Genomic DNA, 16,219 nt, shown 5'->3' with positions numbered 1-16,219 from the left:
GTCGATCAGCGTTCGCTGATCGCGCGCAGGTTGTCGGCCGTGTAGAACGCAGCCTTGTACCGAGGTCCATTGGGTTCGGTGACCCAGCGGATGTCCTTGCCGACCCCGACGGTATGCGTGTCGAAGACGTAGCGGCCTTCCGCGATGTTGTTCTGCACCATGGGCATCACGTCGCAGGTGCCGGTTTCGTACACGGGAATCGGAAATCCTTCGCGCATCTTCGCCAGCTTTCCCTGGCCGTCGAAGTCGTCCATCATCAGCGGCGCCCAGCTGTCTTCGTCGAGATAGATCATTCGCTTCGGCGCCGAGTGGCGCATGCCCGCCTTCACCCTGGCCTCGACCACCCAGACCCGATGCAGCTCGTAGCGGCGATGGTCCTGCGCGATGAAGTCGGGCTTGGCCACGTCCTCGAACTTGGCCTTGAAATCGAACGCCCCGAACGCGTTGTACGGGACGTACATCTCCTTCTTGCCGACCAGCTTCCAGTCGAATCGATCGAGCGCACCGTTGAAGACGTTCGGCTCGTCCAGCGTGTACTGGTTCTCCATGCCGATCTGCGGCGAGTCGTGCGAATAGGTGGGCATGCGGCGCACGCGGCGTTGACCGGGGAAGTAATAGAAGGTCTCGTTTTCCGCCTGGTTCAGGTACTGGGTGATCGCCAAGGCTTGGCCGGCCAGGGCTGTCGGCGCGGTGTACGCGAAGTACACATAGAACTCCACCGGCGGGAATGACGACAAGGCGTTGGAGCCTTTCACGCCCCAGGGAATGAACAGGGTCTGCTCCGAGTCGGCGCGAATCCATTCCGTCGCGCCGCGGCGAGGCGACACCGCCGTGATCGTTCCCTTGTAGTCGATGCCGATCCCGCGGTAGCGCATCTTGGAGTTCCACATGGCCTCGAGCCCATTGGCCGGGACAGGGAACGGAAAGCCGGGCACCGTCGCTTCCTTCAGGCTCCAGCCGTCCCCACCGATCTTGGGCTTGTTGCTGAGGTTCTTGCGCGTGTTCGCCGCCACGAAGTCCGGCACGCCGCAGGTGCGGTGCGACGGGTAGACGTCCATCCGATAGTCCTTGCGCTGCTTGAGCATCGCCAGCTCGCCCGCGGACAGCTTGTCGGCGTACTTGTCGGCGCTGGCCGCGTCGATCGTGAACAGCGCCTTCTCGTCCTTGTGCTTCCAGTAGGCGCGCCTGTCCTTGCCCCACTCCCAACCCGCAAGCGGAGCCTCGGCGCCCTGCCAGGCGGGGATCGTGCCGTCCTTGTTGCCCTCGCGTTCCGCTCCAGAAGGCGTGAGCTTGTCGAGTTGGGATGTATCGGCGGCGAGCGCGTGGTGCTCGGTGCACGCCAGACCGGCGATGAGCGCTGCCAGCAGCGTCGCGCGCACGGTCGGCGCGGGCGGCAATTCGGGTGTACGCATGATTTCTCCTGTTCGGGTGGCCGAGACTTCGATCCGGGACTCTAGAGACGAAGACGCCTCATCACTATCCGAGATCGGCAACTGCTGGATGGGCGAGGCCGCTAGACGATCGTCAGCACGTGATCGACCGGACGCCGCCGCTTGCGTGGCCAGTTGTTCGGTCCTATGCGGCCGACAGCGATCAACATGACCGGGAACTCCGTGTCGGCGAGATCGAAATCCGTACTCACTGCGCTGGGGTCGAATCCGATCATGGGTCCGCTGGCAAGTCCCATCGCCTGCGCCGCGATCATCAAGTTCATCGCCGCCAGCGATGCCGATCGAATGGCTTCGTCGCGCTGCATCGCCGGGTTGTCTCGATACGTGGCTGTTGCCTCGTCGGCCCATTCATCGAGAAAGTCGTCGTCGATGTGGCCGTCGTCGCGAAACGGCAGCATCGCGGCACGAACGCCACGCTGAGGTTCGAGGAGACCGCATACGATGAACGTGACCGCTGCATCAACCACCTTCTCCTGGTCGTACGCGTGCGCCATCAGGGCTCGTTTGCGCACTGTCGACTTGACCGCGATGAAGCGCCAGTTCTGCAGGTTGTAGGCGCTGGGTGCCTCGCTGGCGTAGGAGATCAGGTCGCGGATCGTCGCATCGTCGACCTCGAAGGTCGGATCGAAGCGGTTGACCGAGATTCGTTGCCTGATGAGGTCCAGCGCCGGGTGGCGCTTCATGGCATGGTCTCGCGCCAGCGGGTCGCGCGGCCGAGCAGCATTCGCACGAGCGCGGCATCCTGGCGAACGAAGTGATGGAACAGCGCTGCCCCGACATGAATCACCACGAGAGGCCATGCGACCCATTTCCCGGTGAAGCGGTGGATCGCCTCCATCGGCTTTTCGACGTCATGCCAGCCCACGCCCAAGGTGGACGAGATCCACGCGAACACCGATGTGTCCTTGAAGGCGGGAATCACGAACAGCCCGAAGTCCGTCGGATCATAGGTGTTCATGTAGCCCGAAAGGGGCATCACGATGAGCAGTGCGTACAAGGCCCAGTGGGCGACGTCCGCAGCAATGATCTCGCGGCGAGATTCTCCGAGCGGCTGCGGAGAGGTGCCGAAGACGCGCCACAGCAGACGCGGCACCACCAAGAACCCGATGCTGATCCCGAGCATCCAGTGAATGTTCAGGATGGGCACGACGCGATCGCCGTTTGGTGCAAGGCCGAAGAGGGGAGGCTTCACGCTCGTGTCCGGATCGACGATCCAGATCACGTAGTAGGCGATGACGTAGGCCGCGATGAACGCGGCGGCCGTCAACCAGTGGAACAGCATGGGGATGCCGCCGTAGGCGTCGATCGTGTTCTTCCAGCGCATGTGCCGTGTCCCGGGTGCCGTCATGGCAAGAGTACCGTGATCACCTTCTCCTCGGTGAAGGCCAACGCGCCGCCGAGTCCCCCCTCGCGCCCGATGCCGCTGGTCTTGAGTCCGCCCCAAGGCAGGTTGGCATCGAGCGGGCTCCAACAGTTCACCCCGACCGCGCCGACCTCCAGGGCCTGAGCCACCTTGTGTGCGCGTGCGAGGTTGCTGGTCCACACCGTGGCGGCCAGGCCGTACTCGGAGTCGTTCGCCAGCGCGATCGCCTGCCCGTCGGTCTCGAACTCGATGATGGTCGCCACCGGGCCGAAGATCTCCTCTCGCGCGATGGTCATGTCGTTCGTCGCACCGGCGAAGATGGTCGGCTTCACGAAGAACCCCGGACCGGACGGCGACACTCCGCCGGCCAGCAGCTGAGCGCCCTCGTCGATTCCCCGTTGGATATAGCGGTTCACGCGCTCCTGCTGTGCCTTCTTTGCCACCGGTCCCATCTGCACGCCAGGCTCGGCCGGATTGCCGATCCTGATCTGGTTCGCTGCGTTAGCGAGCGCCCCGGCGAATCGCTTGGAGATGCCCTTTTGCACCAGGATGCGCGACCCTGCTGCGCACACCTGACCCTGGTTCACGAAGATGCCGAGTGCGCAGCCGCGCGCTGCGTCCTCGAACGCCGCGTCGTCGAAGACGATCTGCGGACTCTTTCCGCCGAGCTCGAGCGCAACGCGCTTGAACAGCGGTCCGACGATGCGCTGGATCGCGCGACCGGCTTCCGGGCTGCCGGTGAAGCTGATCTTGGCGACGTCCGGGTGTTCGCAAAGGGCCTTTCCGACGACCTCGCCACAGCCGGTGACCACATTGACCGCGCCGTCAGGAAAGCCTGCTTCCTGGCACAGCGCCGCCAGATGCAATGCCGACTGGGGCGTCTCCTCGGACGGCTTGATCACCACGGTGCAGCCGGCGGCCAGCAGCGCTGCCACCTTCCACGTCGTGATCATCAGCGGCGAGTTCCACGGAACGATGGCCCCCACGACACCGATCGGCTCGCGGACCGTGTACGAGAGGGTCTTCGTGCCCATGTAGCCGCTCGTCGGAATCGTTCGCCCTTCCAGCTGATTTGCCCAACCGGCGGCAGCACGCAAGTTCGCGATCGCGTTTGGTACGTCCATCATGCGCGGCTCCATCGGCGAGCGGCCGATGGCGTTGGCATCCATGTCTGCAAGCATGTCGAGGTCGCGCTGCACCAGGTCCGCCAGCTTGCTCAGAAGCATCCCTCGCTGTGCACCGTTGAGTCGACTCCATGCACCACCCTTGAGCTGCGCATGCGCCGCGGCAACGGCGCGCCGAACGTCTTCCACGGTTCCTCGTGCGGCGGTGGCGTATTCCTTCTCGTCGACCGGATTCACGAGACTCATGCGAGCGCCGTCGGAAGAATCAACGGGCGCGCCGTCGATGAAGTGTTTCAGATGTTGGGTCATGCGTATCGGCTCGATGGGTGCGGCAAAGTATTCGTGCAGCGATTTCACGGGCGAGGGCGGCCTCGTCGTTAGCCCAAATCAGCACTTTGCTCGAGTGCCGCACGGTCGCGCGTGCGTTCGTCGGCCGTCTTTGGGGAAAGCACGGTAGGCCGCCGTCGCCGTGCGTTGCACAGTTCTTGCGTGGATGAGGTCTCTGCCGGTTCTCACATGAATCTGTCAATCGAACAATTCGGGGACATTCATCTCCACGCGGCGTCCGTGCGCGATTGGAGCCAGACCTATTGCCAGCTCACGCGCGGCTCGTTGCAGACTTCGCTGCTTCAACTCAGTGGCCAGCGGTTCCAGATCTTTCGAGAGCTGATCAACCAACGCGTAGTGCAAAACGGCGAGGCACCGTCGGGCAGAATTTGCTTCGCGGTGCCGCTGGCGGTGCCCGGAACGGCTCGCGTGCAGGGCAGGGAGGCGGACGAGAGCAGCTTCTTCGTCTTGCAGGGGGGCGAGGAGTTCATGTTCCACATGCCGACGGGCATGGATCTGCTCTCCATCACCTTCGATCAGCGAGCCTTCGAGCAAGCAGTCGGATCAGCGTCGCGGCCCGAGCAGGTGCAAGTGCTGTTGAAGCAGCCCGTGCTGCGGATTCCGGCCGCCAGGCTGGGGGACAGCCGCCGTCGCCTGTTGGGCCTGTTCGAGCAGGCGGTCATCTCGGCCGGTGCCTTGGACGCCGAGACCGAGGCGTGGCTGGAGGGCGCCTTGATGTCCGAACTCGTGGACCTGTTGGCCGCTCCCGAATGCGACATGCGCCAGCGGCACGGAAGTTCGCCGGGCAGCTATATCGTGGAGAAGTGCCATCGCCTGACCGTGGACGATCGGCTGAATCCACCGAGCGTCGGCGATCTTTGCAAGCGTCTGCGCGTCAGCCGCAGATCGGTTCAGAACGGCTTTCGAAGCGTCACCGAGACCACGCCGATCAACTACCTTCGCTGCGTCCGGCTCAACGGCGTGCGGCGCGAGCTGATGAGCACGCGCGGCGGTGATGTGAGCATCGGCGACGCGGCGGCCCAATGGGGCTTCTTTCATCTGAGCCATTTCGCGGCCGACTACCAGGAGTTGTTCGGCGAGCTGCCCTCGCAAACACGTCGGGCCGACGGGGCAACCGGCCGCCCGACGGGCAAGGCAAGCGCGCTGGTCTGAGCCGGCCGGCTTCAGTCCCGGTTCTGCCCGAGGCGCGCGTAGCGGGCGGGTTCCTTCACACGCAGTCGGCGCGCCGACTGCCATCCGATCAGTGCGCCAATCGGCACGAGCGCGAGCACGCCTGCCGAGAGTGCACGGCTCGCTCCGGTGAGCACATGGAAGTTTGCGATCGCCAGCGCGAGAACGGCGCTCAGTCCGGCGGCGGCCAGCAGCGGAAGCCAGAAGATCCGCATCGCACCATGGCCATGCGCGCTCCGGCGGAAATAGATCACCACGGACAGGGCGGTGCCGATCATCAAGGCAAGGACGCATACCGTTGCCAAGTTGCTGAGCCAGGCAAAGAGCGTCAGCACGGGGTCGGCTCGTGCAACGGCGAACGCGACCACGACGACGGCGCACAGCACGCTCTGGAGTATCGAGGCCCGGTGCGGGCTCTTGTAGACCGGGTGTGTCAGGCCGAGCCCCTTCGGCAGGAGACCCTCGCGGCCCATCGAGAAGAAGTAGCGCGCCGTGGAGTTGTGGAACGAGACCAGGCCGGCGTAGATGCTCATGATGAACATGCCACGCAGAACGATCGTGAACACGCCGCCCGCGTATTTCTGCGATAGCCCGTAGACGAAGTTCGTCGGATCGCTCAGGGCCGTGATGGTGGCGACAACCTGATCCGCGCCTGCTCCGAGAACGAGGCACCACAGCGAGAACGAATAGAAACAGCCGACCAGGATCAGCGCCGCATAGGTGGCGATCGGGATGCTGCGCTTCGGGTTCTTCGCCTCTTCGCCATAGATGGTCGTGGCTTCGAACCCGATGAACGCCGCAAAGCAGAACAGCAGCCCGATGAAGGGATTGCCGCCGGCCACCGTGCTCGGCGCAAATGAGCTTGCATTGATGCCGGATGCTCCCCCTTTGAAGAGGATGAGGCAGTCCAGCGTGAGGACAACGACGTACTCGGCGATCACGAAGCAGCCGAGTACCCGCGCGGAGAAGTCGATCTGGCGATAGCCGAAGTACGCGACGGTCGCCATTGCGATCAGCGCACAGAGCCACCAGGGCGCGACGAGCCCGAACTGGGCCTGCAGCGCTTCGGAGGTCACGCCGCCCAGGATTCCATAGAGGGCAAACTGAAGGGTCACGTACCCGACGATGGCGATCATGGCGGCCGCGCCGCCGGCGGTGCCCCCCAGGCCGCGCGTCACCATGGCGTAGAACCCGCCCGCACTGGTCACGCAGGTCGCCATCGCGGTATAGCCGGCGGCGAACATCAGCAGCAGCGCCAAGGCGGCAACGACCAGGGCGGGGGTCCCCGCCCCGTTGCCGAGCATGATGCCGATAGGGAATCCGCCCGCCACGACGCTCAGCGGACTGGCCGCCGAAATTACGAGCAGCGTGATGAAGCCTGCGCTCAGCGTCGCGTGCCGCAGTTCGGTCGACGGACCCACCGCCGCCTCTCGGACGGTCGGGTGCACGGGGATGGACTGCTCCATGTCAGCGACTCCTTCGAGATGCCGGTTGTATTCGACCGGGTGGCCCACGTCTAGATGCCCATGCACAGGTACTTCACCTGCACATAGTCTTCGATACCGTACTTCGAGCCCTCGCGCCCATAACCCGACTGCTTGACGCCGCCGAACGGTGCGACCGCGGTGCTGACGATGCCGCTGTTGATGCCCACCATGCCGTATTCGAGTCGGCTGGAGACACGCCACGCTCGAGAGAGGTCACGGGTGTAGAAATAGGCCGCCAGTCCGAACTCGGTGTCGTTGGCCATGCCGACTGCGTCGCACTCCGTCGCGAACCGGAACACCGGTGCCACCGGTCCGAAGATCTCCTCGCGTGCGAGGTTCATCCCGGCCGTCGCTCCGGCCAGGATCGTTGGCTCGTAGAAGGTCCTTCCCGCAGGGTGGCGGCGACCTCCGGTGACCACGCGAGCGCCCTTGGCTCGGGCGTCGGCAACGAGTTCCTCGACCTTGGCAAGTGCGGCTGCGTCGATGAGCGGACCCTGGGTCGTGTCCGGTTCGGTGCCGTCGCCGATTCGCAGGTCTTTGACGGCCTTCGCCATTCGCTCGATGAATTCGTCGTGGACACCATTCTGGACAAGGATGCGATTCGTGCAGACACAGGTCTGGCCTGCGTTGCGAAACTTGGAGGCCATGGCGCCTTGAACAGCCGCGTCGAGGTCTGCATCGTCGAAAACGATGAAGGGCGCGTTGCCCCCCAACTCCATCGACAGCTTCTTCAGGGTGGGCGCGCATTGCGCGGCGAGGGTCCGGCCGACCTCGGTGGATCCGGTGAAGGAGAGCTTTCGCACGGTCGGGTTGCTTGCCAGCTCGCCGCCGATGGCGCTTGCGCTGCCGGTGACGACGTTGACGACCCCTGGTGGAATGCCCGCCAGCTCGGCCAGGCGCGCCAGCGCCAGCGCCGACAGCGGCGTCTGCGATGCCGGCTTCACGACGATGGTGCAGCCCGCAGCCAGGGCGGGCGCCACCTTGCGGGTGATCATGGCCGCCGGGAAATTCCATGGGGTGATCGCGGCGCACACGCCCACGGGCTCCTTGACCGCGAGCAGCTTTCGGTCGCTCCACGGCGAGGGAATGACGTCGCCGTACAAGCGACGGGCCTCCTCCGCGAACCACTCGATGTACGACGCGGCATAGACGATCTCGGCGCGTGCTTCGGCGAGCGGCTTGCCCTGTTCGAGCGTCATGATTCGCGCCAGATCCTGCTGACGGGACAGCACCAGCTCGGCCCAATGCCTGAGCAGCCGCGCCCGCTCTTCGGCCGTGCGTTCGCGCCAATCGAGCAGCGCACGCTCGGCGGCGACGATCGCAGTCCGCGCCTCGGCACCGCCTGCGTTCGGGACGGTGGCCAGGCGCTCATGCGTTGCCGGGTTGACAACGTCAACGGTCGAGCCGTCGTTCGCATCGACCCAGGCGCCGTCGATGAAGCACTTGGAACGCACCAGGGTGGGATCGCTGAACATGCTGGCCTATTCGATGGGGTGTCGCAGGAGGGGTGCAGGGCGCCCGGTCAGGCCGCGTTGGTCGAGGCGTGCTTCGCAACCCACTGCGCGAAGCTGTTCAGGTATTGCACGACGAACGCACGCGTCGGCTCGCTGCTGATCCGGCCTCTATCGTCGAAGATCGACGCCGCGTTGCCGATGTAGGCTTCGGGCTGCTGCATCGCCGGCATGTCGAGGAAGACGAACGACTGGCGCAACTGGTGGTTGGCGCCGAAGGCGCCGAGCGCACCGGGGCTGACGCTGACGACGCCAGTGGGTTTGCCACTCCAGGAGTTCTTGCCGTAGGGGCGAGACGCGATGTCGATGGCGTTCTTCAGGAATCCCGGTATGCCGCGGTTGTATTCCGGCGTCACGAACAGAATGCCATCGAGGCTTTCGATGCGCCGCTTGAAATCGCCGATGACCTGCGGCGGCGACGCTTCATCATCGGCGTTGCAGTGCGGCAGCTGTCCGATCTCGACGATCTCGAGCTTGAGCGAGTCGGGTGCCAGCGCGATCAACGCGTTGGCGAGCTTGCGGTTGAGCGATTGCTTGCGCAGGCTTCCGACGAGGATGCCGATGGAATAGGAACTCATTGACTTGGTGCCTTTCTAAATTGATATCGTGAGACTCGCATCGGCTGTCAGCCCAGCTGGGTCACCAGCTTGGTCACGAGATAGCTTTCGAAGGTCTCCGTGCCGCCTTCGCTTCCGAACCCGCTGTCCTTGATCCCGCCGAACGGAATCTCGGCCGGCGCCATGCCGAAATGGTTGATGTTGACCATCCCGGCTTCGATGCCGGTGGCCAGCGCATGGGCGTGGCGGGTGGAAGTCGTGAACGCGTAGGCAGCAAGACCGAACGGCAGGCTGTTGGCGGTGGTGATCGCCTCCTCCACATCGTCGAAGGGCGCAATGCCCGCGATCGGGCCGAAGGGTTCGTCGTTCATCAGCTTGCTCGACGCTGCAGGATTGAGCACCACGGTGGGCGCGAAGAAGTTGCCGCGCGTGCCGATGCGCTCGCCCCCCGCGGCGATCTCACCGCCGGTGGTCCGGGCATCCGCCGCAAAGGCCTGCATCTCCTTGAGCCTGCGCTCGCTCGCGACAGGTCCCATGGCGACGCCGTTCTCGAGCCCCGAGCCGACGCGGATGGCGCGGGTGCGCTCCAGGAAGCGCGACACAAAGCGATCGAAGACCGGCCGTTGCACCAGGAAGCGGGTCGGCGACACGCAGACCTGGCCCGCGTTGCGGAACTTGTAGGGAGCCAGCATGTCGGCTGCGCGCTCGATATCGGCGTCGGCACACACGATCACCGGTGCATGGCCGCCCAGTTCCATCGTCATGCGTTTCATGTGCTGCCCGCACAGTGCGCCGAGTTGCTTGCCGACGGGCGACGAGCCCGTGAACGACATCATGCGCACGATGGGCGACTCCACCAGTTGCCGCGAGATCTGGTCGGCCGAGCCCCAGACCACATTCAAACAGCCTGGCGGCAGGCCGGCATCGTGGAAGATGCGTGCGAGCGCGACGATTGCACTGGGCGCTTCCGATGGGCCCTTGAGAATCAAGGTGCATCCGCTGGCCAGGGCGGCCACGACCTTGCGCAGCGCCTGGTTGAATGGAAAGTTCCAGGGCGAGAAGGCGGCGCACACGCCGATCGGCTCGCGCAGCACCAACTGGCGCACATCCGGCGAGCGCGGCGGCACGATGCGACCGTAGATGCGCCGCCCCTCCTCGGCGTGCCACTCGGCGTGTTCCGCGCTGGACGACACTTCGATGGTGGCTTCTGCCAGCGGCTTGCCTTGGTCGAGTGTGATGTTGCGCGCGATCTGCGGAGCACGTTCGCGCGTGAGTTGCGCTGCGCGGCGCAGGATGTCGGAGCGCTTGAGCGGCGACTCGCGCCGCCAGGCGAGGAACGCCCGCTGCGCCGCGTGGAGCGCACGGTCGAAGTCATCGGCGGTCCCGCGCGGCAAATGCCCCAGCACGCTTCCGTCGGCCGGATTCAGCACAGGCTGTGTCGCCCGGCTGTCCGCATCGATGAACTCGCCGTCGATGAACATGGCGAGTGATTCATAGGCAGGCGCATGGCTCATGTCGGGACTTTCTTGGGGGGTGCCGCTGGCACGAGGATGGAGTTCTCCTGTTTCACGACCAGGTGCCTGATCTTTCCGCGGAAGAGCTTGAAGTCCGCGTCGGCGGCGAGCTCGGCTCGGCGTCGCGCGCGCTCGTCCATCGACGTGAACGACCAGAAGTAGACGAGCTGATTGAGCTCACCGACCTCGCGGGTGTAGTAGCCCAGCATCTCGCCCAGGATTCGCTCCTGGATCGATCGACCGAGCTCTTCGTAGAGCCTGATGTACTCGGCCGTGCCGCCGGGCACGAGCGAATAGACACGTTGTTCGACGAACATGGTCAGGCAGCCATCCTCTGTGAGTGCATTGCGGCCGGCGTGAATGCGCGGAATTGCCGCGTCACCGAGCTCGCCTGGTCGGGGTTGAACTGCGCCGCGATATAGCGGTCTGGCCTGACGACGAGCATGGTTCCCGGGTGTGCCGCGAACCAGTCCGCGAGGCTGTTGTCGACGTCCTGCACGCAGGCGGAACCGGCATCGTCCTTCGACGCCGGCATGTCGGCGCAGCGCGAGCGGCGCACCTGGACGAAGCGCGCGCCCAAGTCCACCCAGAACTGGCGGTCGTCAGGGCTCAGAGCGCCGCGCGGATCCAGCTGCCACCCGAGCACTGCGAACCACGGCCCGAGCACATCGTCGAGCTTGCGGCGCGCGCCCGAGGCGTCTTCCACATCGGGCTGGATGAGCATTCTTCCGACCGCATCTGCCCCCTCGGGTGCTACGACGACGCCCTGGCGATAGCTGGGCATCGGCTTGAAGCGCATCTGAAGGACGTAGTCACGAATGCCGGGCCAGAGTCTGATGGCGCTGAAGAACGCGTCACGCAGCCACGCCTTGACGCGGTTGGTCGGCATCAGGAGCGCGCCGAAAGTGTCGGCCAGGTCGATCATGGCCTTGCTGTGAGCGTGGCGCTCATGTTCATAGCTGGCCAGGACGGAAGGGTCCAGGCGCCCTTGCACGATGCCTGCCAGCTTCCACGCGAGATTGCCTGCATCTCGAAGACCGGCGTTCAAGCCTTGGCCTATCCAGGGCGGCGTCAGGTGCGCGGCGTCGCCGATGAGCGCCACGCGTCCTACGACGAACCGTTGCGCGACCCGCGAGTGATGGGTGTACGTGCGTGCCCGCACGATTTCCAGCCTGCTCGGATCGGCGACATACGGCTGGAGCAGACGCCGCACGGCATCGGGTTCCGCGATGGCCTGTGCATCCTCGTGCGGGTACACCAGGAACTCCCAGCGACGGTAGCCGTAGGGCAGGTAGATGCACACGTTCGGGCGCCGCGGATCGCAGTTGAGCGCCGTGTACGGTGCATCGACATCGGCGTTTCTCACGTCGACCACGACCCACTGGATGGGATGGGTCACGCCGACCAATTTGACACCGAGCATCTCGCGCATCGGGCTGCGGCCACCGTCGGCCGCAATGCAGTAGTCCGCCTCGATCGAGCAAGTCCTACCGTCGGCAGTTCGAACCTGCAGCGTGACTTGGCGGTCGTTCTGGGCCAGCGCGATCACTTCCTCGCCCAGACGCAGCTCGACGTTCGGATAGCGCGCCAGCCCCTGGCGCAGCGTCTTCTCGGCCAGCTGCTGCATGAAGATGTTGCGCCGCCACCAACCGAACTCGCGCGTCGCAGGCCGGATGTGCGCGAAGCACTTGCCGTCGGCGCGAAACATGCGCATCGGCACGTTCTGGATCATGTCGCGCAGCAGCGGCTCGGCCAGACCGACGGTCTGGAACAGTCGCAGCGCCTCATCGTCCATGCCGACCGCGCGCGGGTACTCGAGGATCTGTGTCTCGCGCTCGATGACCACGGTGTCGATGCCGTAGGCGCCCAACAGGTTGGCCGCGGCGATGCCATTGGGACCGCCACCGACGATGGCGACCGACGCGCGGCGAACGCGTGGCGCGTTCATGGCCTGCCACCCCGCGCCCACGTGGCCAAGTCCGGCGCGCCGAGAAACGCGTGCAGCGCCGACTCGAATCCGGGCAGGTTGTCGTCGTGGACGTAGTGACTTGCCATCGGGACCTCCCGAGTCAGGACGTGTGCATTTCGCTGTGACATCTCGGCTGCGGTCCGAGCCGACAGGAAATCCGAGTTCGCGCCGCGAAGCACGAGCGTTGGCACCTCGAGTGCCTCGACATGCGGCCACAGATCGACCAGTTGCTGCGGCGTCGCATGCAGCCGCGCGTGGGCGATGCCTTGCGCGTCGTGCCGCCAGACGATGCGGCCGTCGTTCAATGCCTTCATCGAATGCTGCACACGTGCCTGAACTGCGGTTTCCGGGATGTCGGGCCGCTGTCGCCGCCAGAAGGCCGCGGCCGCGTCCCAGCTGGCGAATTCGGCAGGCGTCGCGAGAAGCTCGCGTCGGATCCTGTCCGCGCCCGCGGAAGTGGCCGAAGCGCCGGGCCCCATGTCCTCGATCACGAGCCCGGCCAGTCGATCGGGATGCCGCGACGCATAGATGAAGGCATTGGCGCCGCCCATGGAATGCCCGAGGAGCACGAAACGCTGCAGATCTAGATGCTCGACCAGCGCTTCGAGATCGCGGACGTACTCCGATGCGTAGTAGCGTCGCTGCGGATCCCAATCGCTTTGCCCTCGACCGCGCTGGTCCAGCGCGACGATGCGAAAGCGCTGCGCCAGCGGCAATGCCACGGGCTCCCAGGTGTAGGCGAAGCTGCGCAGCCCGTGCAGTGCGACGATGGTCGGTGCCGACAGTGCACCCCATTCGATGTAGTGCAGCCGCAAACCGTCGCGGGCGACCCAGCCCTCTCTGGCGTGCGTCGGTGCCTGTGTCGTCATGCCGGGGTTCATGCAATCGCGACGTCGATGCTCAGACCAGGCCGTCCTGGCCCTTGACCTCGCTCGCCTTGAGACCGCCCAGGCGCGCGTTCAGCCGGCCGCGCGTGGCGAACGCCCACACGATCAGCACCTCGTCGCGGCTTGGCGCGTCGTTGAAGCTGACGCTGATCGTGTCGTAGTGCGAACGCACGTACAGCGCGTCCTTGTGGGCGAGGGGGACGTCCAGGATCGTCCCCGGGCCGCCGCGCTTGCCGGTTGACGGCACCCATGACTTGCCGCCGCCGAGGGCGTCGCGCACGGGGTTGGCCGCCGGGTTCGTGAGCAGCGCGTTGCCGTGCTCGTAGTCACCATCCGTTCCCACCAGGCAGGCCTTGCCATAGCTCTCGATGCGTTGACCCGCGGAAGCGGCCTGGATGCGCCGGCCGAACTCCCGACCGAGGGCCGGTGAAGCCTCGATCCAGCCGCCGAGGTCCTGCTCGTAGCGGCCGGCGTAGGGGTTGTGCAGGCAGGCCGCGACGACGAACTTGCGCAGCGGCTCACCGTCGGCGCGCGCGCCGCTTTCGGTGGCGAGCGTCTCCTCGACTTGCAGGTACCACTTGCGGATGTGGAAGGCGTCGAAATTCGGAGCTTTGGTCATGGCAGATTCGGTGGAAATAGGAAGTGGTTGGACAGACGTTCAGAGGCCGCGAGGCCCATGTGCGCTGCCCAAGTTCACGGGCGCCTCGCTTCGTCGTCTCAGTCGAAGATCGGATCGAGGTGGATCGGATCGCTGGCCGCGCTGTACTCGGTCATGAGGCGCTTGCCCTGGGCGTCGTCGGTGGCCGTTTCGCAGAAGAACTCGAGGCGGTTCCCATCGGGATCGGTGAAGTACACGCCGACGCCTGCCTTGTGATCGGTGATCTTCACGATGGTCACATGGCGGCGCAGAAGCATGCCGTAGAGGCGGCGCAGCTCGTCGAGGTCGCCGTCGATCTCCAGGCCGTAGTGCTGCAGGCCGATGGTGCCGATCTCGGCCGGCGTCTGCGCCTTGATGAGCGCGATGTCGTGGTGCTTCTTCCCGAAGGACATGAAGACCCAGCGCGGCTCGCGTGCGACTTCTTCCATGCCGAGCACCTGCGCATACCAGCGGCAGGAGATCTCCGGATCGCGCACATACAGCGCAACATGCGTGCGCACGACTCGCGGCTTGGGCAGCGTCGTGTCGGCGGTGATGGGCGGCACGCGATCATCATGGGTCATCGTCGTGCTCCTCATTCGGTCGATTGCGCGTGCGCCACCAGGGGCGCCTTCGTCGGCGTCCAGGCAACCGCCGTGATCTCGGGGAACTCGCGCCACTCCTTCTGCCAGCTGCGCCCACCATCGGTCGAGCGGAACAGGTCGCCGTACTTGGTGCCGGCATAGAGTCGGCGCGGGTCGGCGTCGTGCACGCCAATGGCCCAGAACGTCGAGTTCGGCGCCGTCTCGAGCTCGGTTTCGGTCCAGTGATGCCCGCGGTCGGTGGAGCGCATCAGGCGGGTCTTGGTGCCCGGCGTGCCATCGCCGATCGCGAGCAGCAATTCCGTTTCGGACCGGGCGATGGGCGCTACCGTGCGGGTGTAGTAGAGCCCGTCGAAGCGCTGCTTGGACAGATGGCCGTCCCAGGTGGCCCCATCGTCGTCGCTGACATGGACTGCATTGACCGTCAGCACGATGGTGGTCTTGGGATGGGTCGCCGTGGCGCGCAGGATGGTGATGGCGTGGATGTCGGAGCTGCGGATCGGCTTGTGCGGGTTGTCCAGGCGCTCGAACTCATGTCCGCCGTCCCGGCTGCGCCAGACGCCTCCTTCCTCGACACCGAACCAGACCTGCTGGCTGTCGTCGGGATCCACGCAGATGGTGAGCATGCGCGGGCGGTTGACGCCTTGGCAGAACTCGGGCATCTCGGGTGGCAGGCGCGACCACGTCTCGCCGGCATCGGTGGACTTGAACAACGCCGAGCGAGAGGGCGCACCCGTGCCGGCATAGAGCACCTTGGGGTCGTTGGGATCGATCGCGATGGACCACACCGTCATGCCGGTGATGGGGCCCTTGGCCAGTCGCCAGTGCGCGCCGCCGTCCTCGCTGACGCACAGGCCGGCGTCGGCGCCCGCGTAGACGCGCTTGGGGTTCGTCGGGTCCACCGCGAGCGCACGCACCACGCCGTCGAACTCGATGGCCTCCTTGAGCCCGAGGCGATGCCAGGTCTTGCCTTCGTCGTTGCTGCGCAGGATGCCCTGGCCCGCGGTCGCCACCATGAGGGTGAAGTCCATGTCCTTGGTCCCTTCAGAGGAAGATGCCGCGTGTCAGCCCGCCGTCGCAGCCGAGCGATTCGCCTGTGATCGATGCGGAACGGGGCGACGCGAGGAAGGCGATGATCCAACCCATCTCTTCGGGCTGGAGCACGCGGCGGATCGGCGTGACCTTGACGTAGTTGGCCTCGACCTGCGCAGCGGTCAGGCCCTGCTTCTGGGCTTCCTTCTCGTACAGCTCGTGGATGTGCGGAGTCTCGACGACGCCGGGGTGGATGGTGTTGACCGTGATGCCGTCGGGACCGAGCTGATCGGACAGCGTCTTGGTCATGTGCACGATGGCCACGTTGCGCATGCCCGAGAGCTGCTTGCTGCCGCGGCCGGTGAGGCCGCCGATGTTGATGATCCGGCCGTAGTCGTGCCGGCGCATGTACGGCGCCGCTGCCTTGCTGCAGCGCAGGTAGCCGACCACCTTGATGTCGATGTCCTGCAGCAGGCCCTGGGGATCGGCATCGGCCAGTTCGCTGCGCACCAGGCCGCCGGGATGCGCGGCGCCGTTGACCAGAATGTCGATGCGGCCGAACACCTC

At 65.5% G+C, this 16,219-nt stretch carries 16 protein-coding genes; 1 reads left to right on the top strand and 15 read right to left on the bottom strand.

The window, feature by feature from the left end; genetic code table 11:
- Window positions 1–5: 5 nt before the first annotated feature.
- The 4 genes from VJ693_RS21225 to VJ693_RS21210 form a co-directional block, all read right to left on the bottom strand.
- The gene (locus tag VJ693_RS21225) at window positions 6–1,412 is read right to left on the bottom strand and encodes a DUF1329 domain-containing protein (protein ID WP_414652337.1); all 1,407 of its coding nucleotides are present in this window, start codon (window positions 1,410–1,412) and stop codon (window positions 6–8) included.
- A gap of 101 nt (window positions 1,413–1,513) precedes the next feature.
- Window positions 1,514–2,134 carry a nitroreductase family protein gene (locus VJ693_RS21220; RefSeq protein ID WP_324157486.1) on the bottom strand — a complete coding sequence of 207 codons (621 nt, stop codon included), beginning with the start codon at window positions 2,132–2,134 and terminating at the stop codon, window positions 1,514–1,516.
- A complete protein-coding gene (locus tag VJ693_RS21215) occupies window positions 2,131–2,775 on the bottom strand; it encodes a cytochrome b (RefSeq protein ID WP_324157484.1) in 645 nt (214 codons plus the stop codon). The genes VJ693_RS21220 and VJ693_RS21215 overlap by 4 nt, the downstream gene beginning before the upstream one ends.
- Before the next feature lie 20 nt (window positions 2,776–2,795).
- Window positions 2,796–4,247: an aldehyde dehydrogenase family protein gene (locus VJ693_RS21210; protein WP_324157505.1), complete on the bottom strand. Its 1,452-nt coding sequence runs from the start codon at window positions 4,245–4,247 to the stop codon at window positions 2,796–2,798.
- A gap of 207 nt (window positions 4,248–4,454) precedes the next feature.
- On the opposite strand from VJ693_RS21210, the gene VJ693_RS21205 reads away from it, so the two are divergent.
- Window positions 4,455–5,438: a helix-turn-helix domain-containing protein gene (locus tag VJ693_RS21205; protein ID WP_324157482.1), complete on the top strand. Its 984-nt coding sequence runs from the start codon at window positions 4,455–4,457 to the stop codon at window positions 5,436–5,438.
- An 11-nt stretch (window positions 5,439–5,449) separates the two neighbouring features.
- Here VJ693_RS21205 and VJ693_RS21200 read toward each other — a convergent pair whose 3' ends face one another.
- From VJ693_RS21200 to VJ693_RS21150, 11 genes are all read right to left on the bottom strand, one after another.
- Window positions 5,450–6,922: an APC family permease gene (locus tag VJ693_RS21200; RefSeq protein ID WP_324157481.1), complete on the bottom strand. Its 1,473-nt coding sequence runs from the start codon at window positions 6,920–6,922 to the stop codon at window positions 5,450–5,452.
- Between the two features lie 50 nt (window positions 6,923–6,972).
- Window positions 6,973–8,418: an NAD-dependent succinate-semialdehyde dehydrogenase gene (locus tag VJ693_RS21195; protein WP_324157479.1), complete on the bottom strand. Its 1,446-nt coding sequence runs from the start codon at window positions 8,416–8,418 to the stop codon at window positions 6,973–6,975.
- Between the two features lie 47 nt (window positions 8,419–8,465).
- A complete protein-coding gene (locus VJ693_RS21190) occupies window positions 8,466–9,032 on the bottom strand; it encodes an NAD(P)H-dependent oxidoreductase (protein ID WP_324157477.1) in 567 nt (188 codons plus the stop codon).
- Between the two features lie 47 nt (window positions 9,033–9,079).
- The gene (locus VJ693_RS21185; RefSeq protein WP_324157476.1) at window positions 9,080–10,525 is read right to left on the bottom strand and encodes an NAD-dependent succinate-semialdehyde dehydrogenase; all 1,446 of its coding nucleotides are present in this window, start codon (window positions 10,523–10,525) and stop codon (window positions 9,080–9,082) included.
- A complete protein-coding gene (locus VJ693_RS21180; RefSeq protein WP_324157474.1) occupies window positions 10,522–10,842 on the bottom strand; it encodes an NIPSNAP family protein in 321 nt (106 codons plus the stop codon). The genes VJ693_RS21185 and VJ693_RS21180 overlap by 4 nt, the downstream gene beginning before the upstream one ends.
- A 2-nt stretch (window positions 10,843–10,844) precedes the next feature.
- Window positions 10,845–12,473, bottom strand: coding sequence for a bifunctional 3-(3-hydroxy-phenyl)propionate/3-hydroxycinnamic acid hydroxylase (locus VJ693_RS21175; protein WP_324157473.1), 1,629 nt, complete (start codon window positions 12,471–12,473; stop codon window positions 10,845–10,847).
- Complete coding sequence (locus tag VJ693_RS21170) at window positions 12,470–13,375, bottom strand: alpha/beta hydrolase (RefSeq protein ID WP_324157472.1); 906 nt, start codon at window positions 13,373–13,375, stop codon at window positions 12,470–12,472. Before VJ693_RS21170 ends, VJ693_RS21175 begins: the two co-directional genes overlap by 4 nt.
- Before the next feature lie 19 nt (window positions 13,376–13,394).
- Window positions 13,395–14,000, bottom strand: a complete 606-nt coding sequence (locus tag VJ693_RS21165) for an amino acid synthesis family protein (protein WP_324157471.1) — start codon at window positions 13,998–14,000, stop codon at window positions 13,395–13,397.
- 98 nt (window positions 14,001–14,098) lie between these two features.
- Window positions 14,099–14,602 (bottom strand): VOC family protein, encoded by a 504-nt coding sequence (locus VJ693_RS21160; protein ID WP_324157469.1) that lies wholly within the window; start codon window positions 14,600–14,602, stop codon window positions 14,099–14,101.
- A gap of 11 nt (window positions 14,603–14,613) precedes the next feature.
- Entirely contained in the window at window positions 14,614–15,651 is a 1,038-nt protein-coding gene (locus tag VJ693_RS21155) for a glycosyl hydrolase (RefSeq protein ID WP_324157468.1), read from the bottom strand.
- Between the two features lie 13 nt (window positions 15,652–15,664).
- Window positions 15,665–16,219, bottom strand: a 555-nt coding sequence (locus VJ693_RS21150) for an SDR family NAD(P)-dependent oxidoreductase (RefSeq protein ID WP_324157466.1), incomplete at its 5' end; no start/stop codon positions are given.

Source organism: Ideonella sp., from assembly GCF_035254525.1.
GTDB lineage: Bacteria > Pseudomonadota > Gammaproteobacteria > Burkholderiales > Burkholderiaceae_C > Ideonella.
Note: the sequence above shows the minus strand (reverse complement) of the source record. Positions and strands in the feature narration are given on the sequence as shown.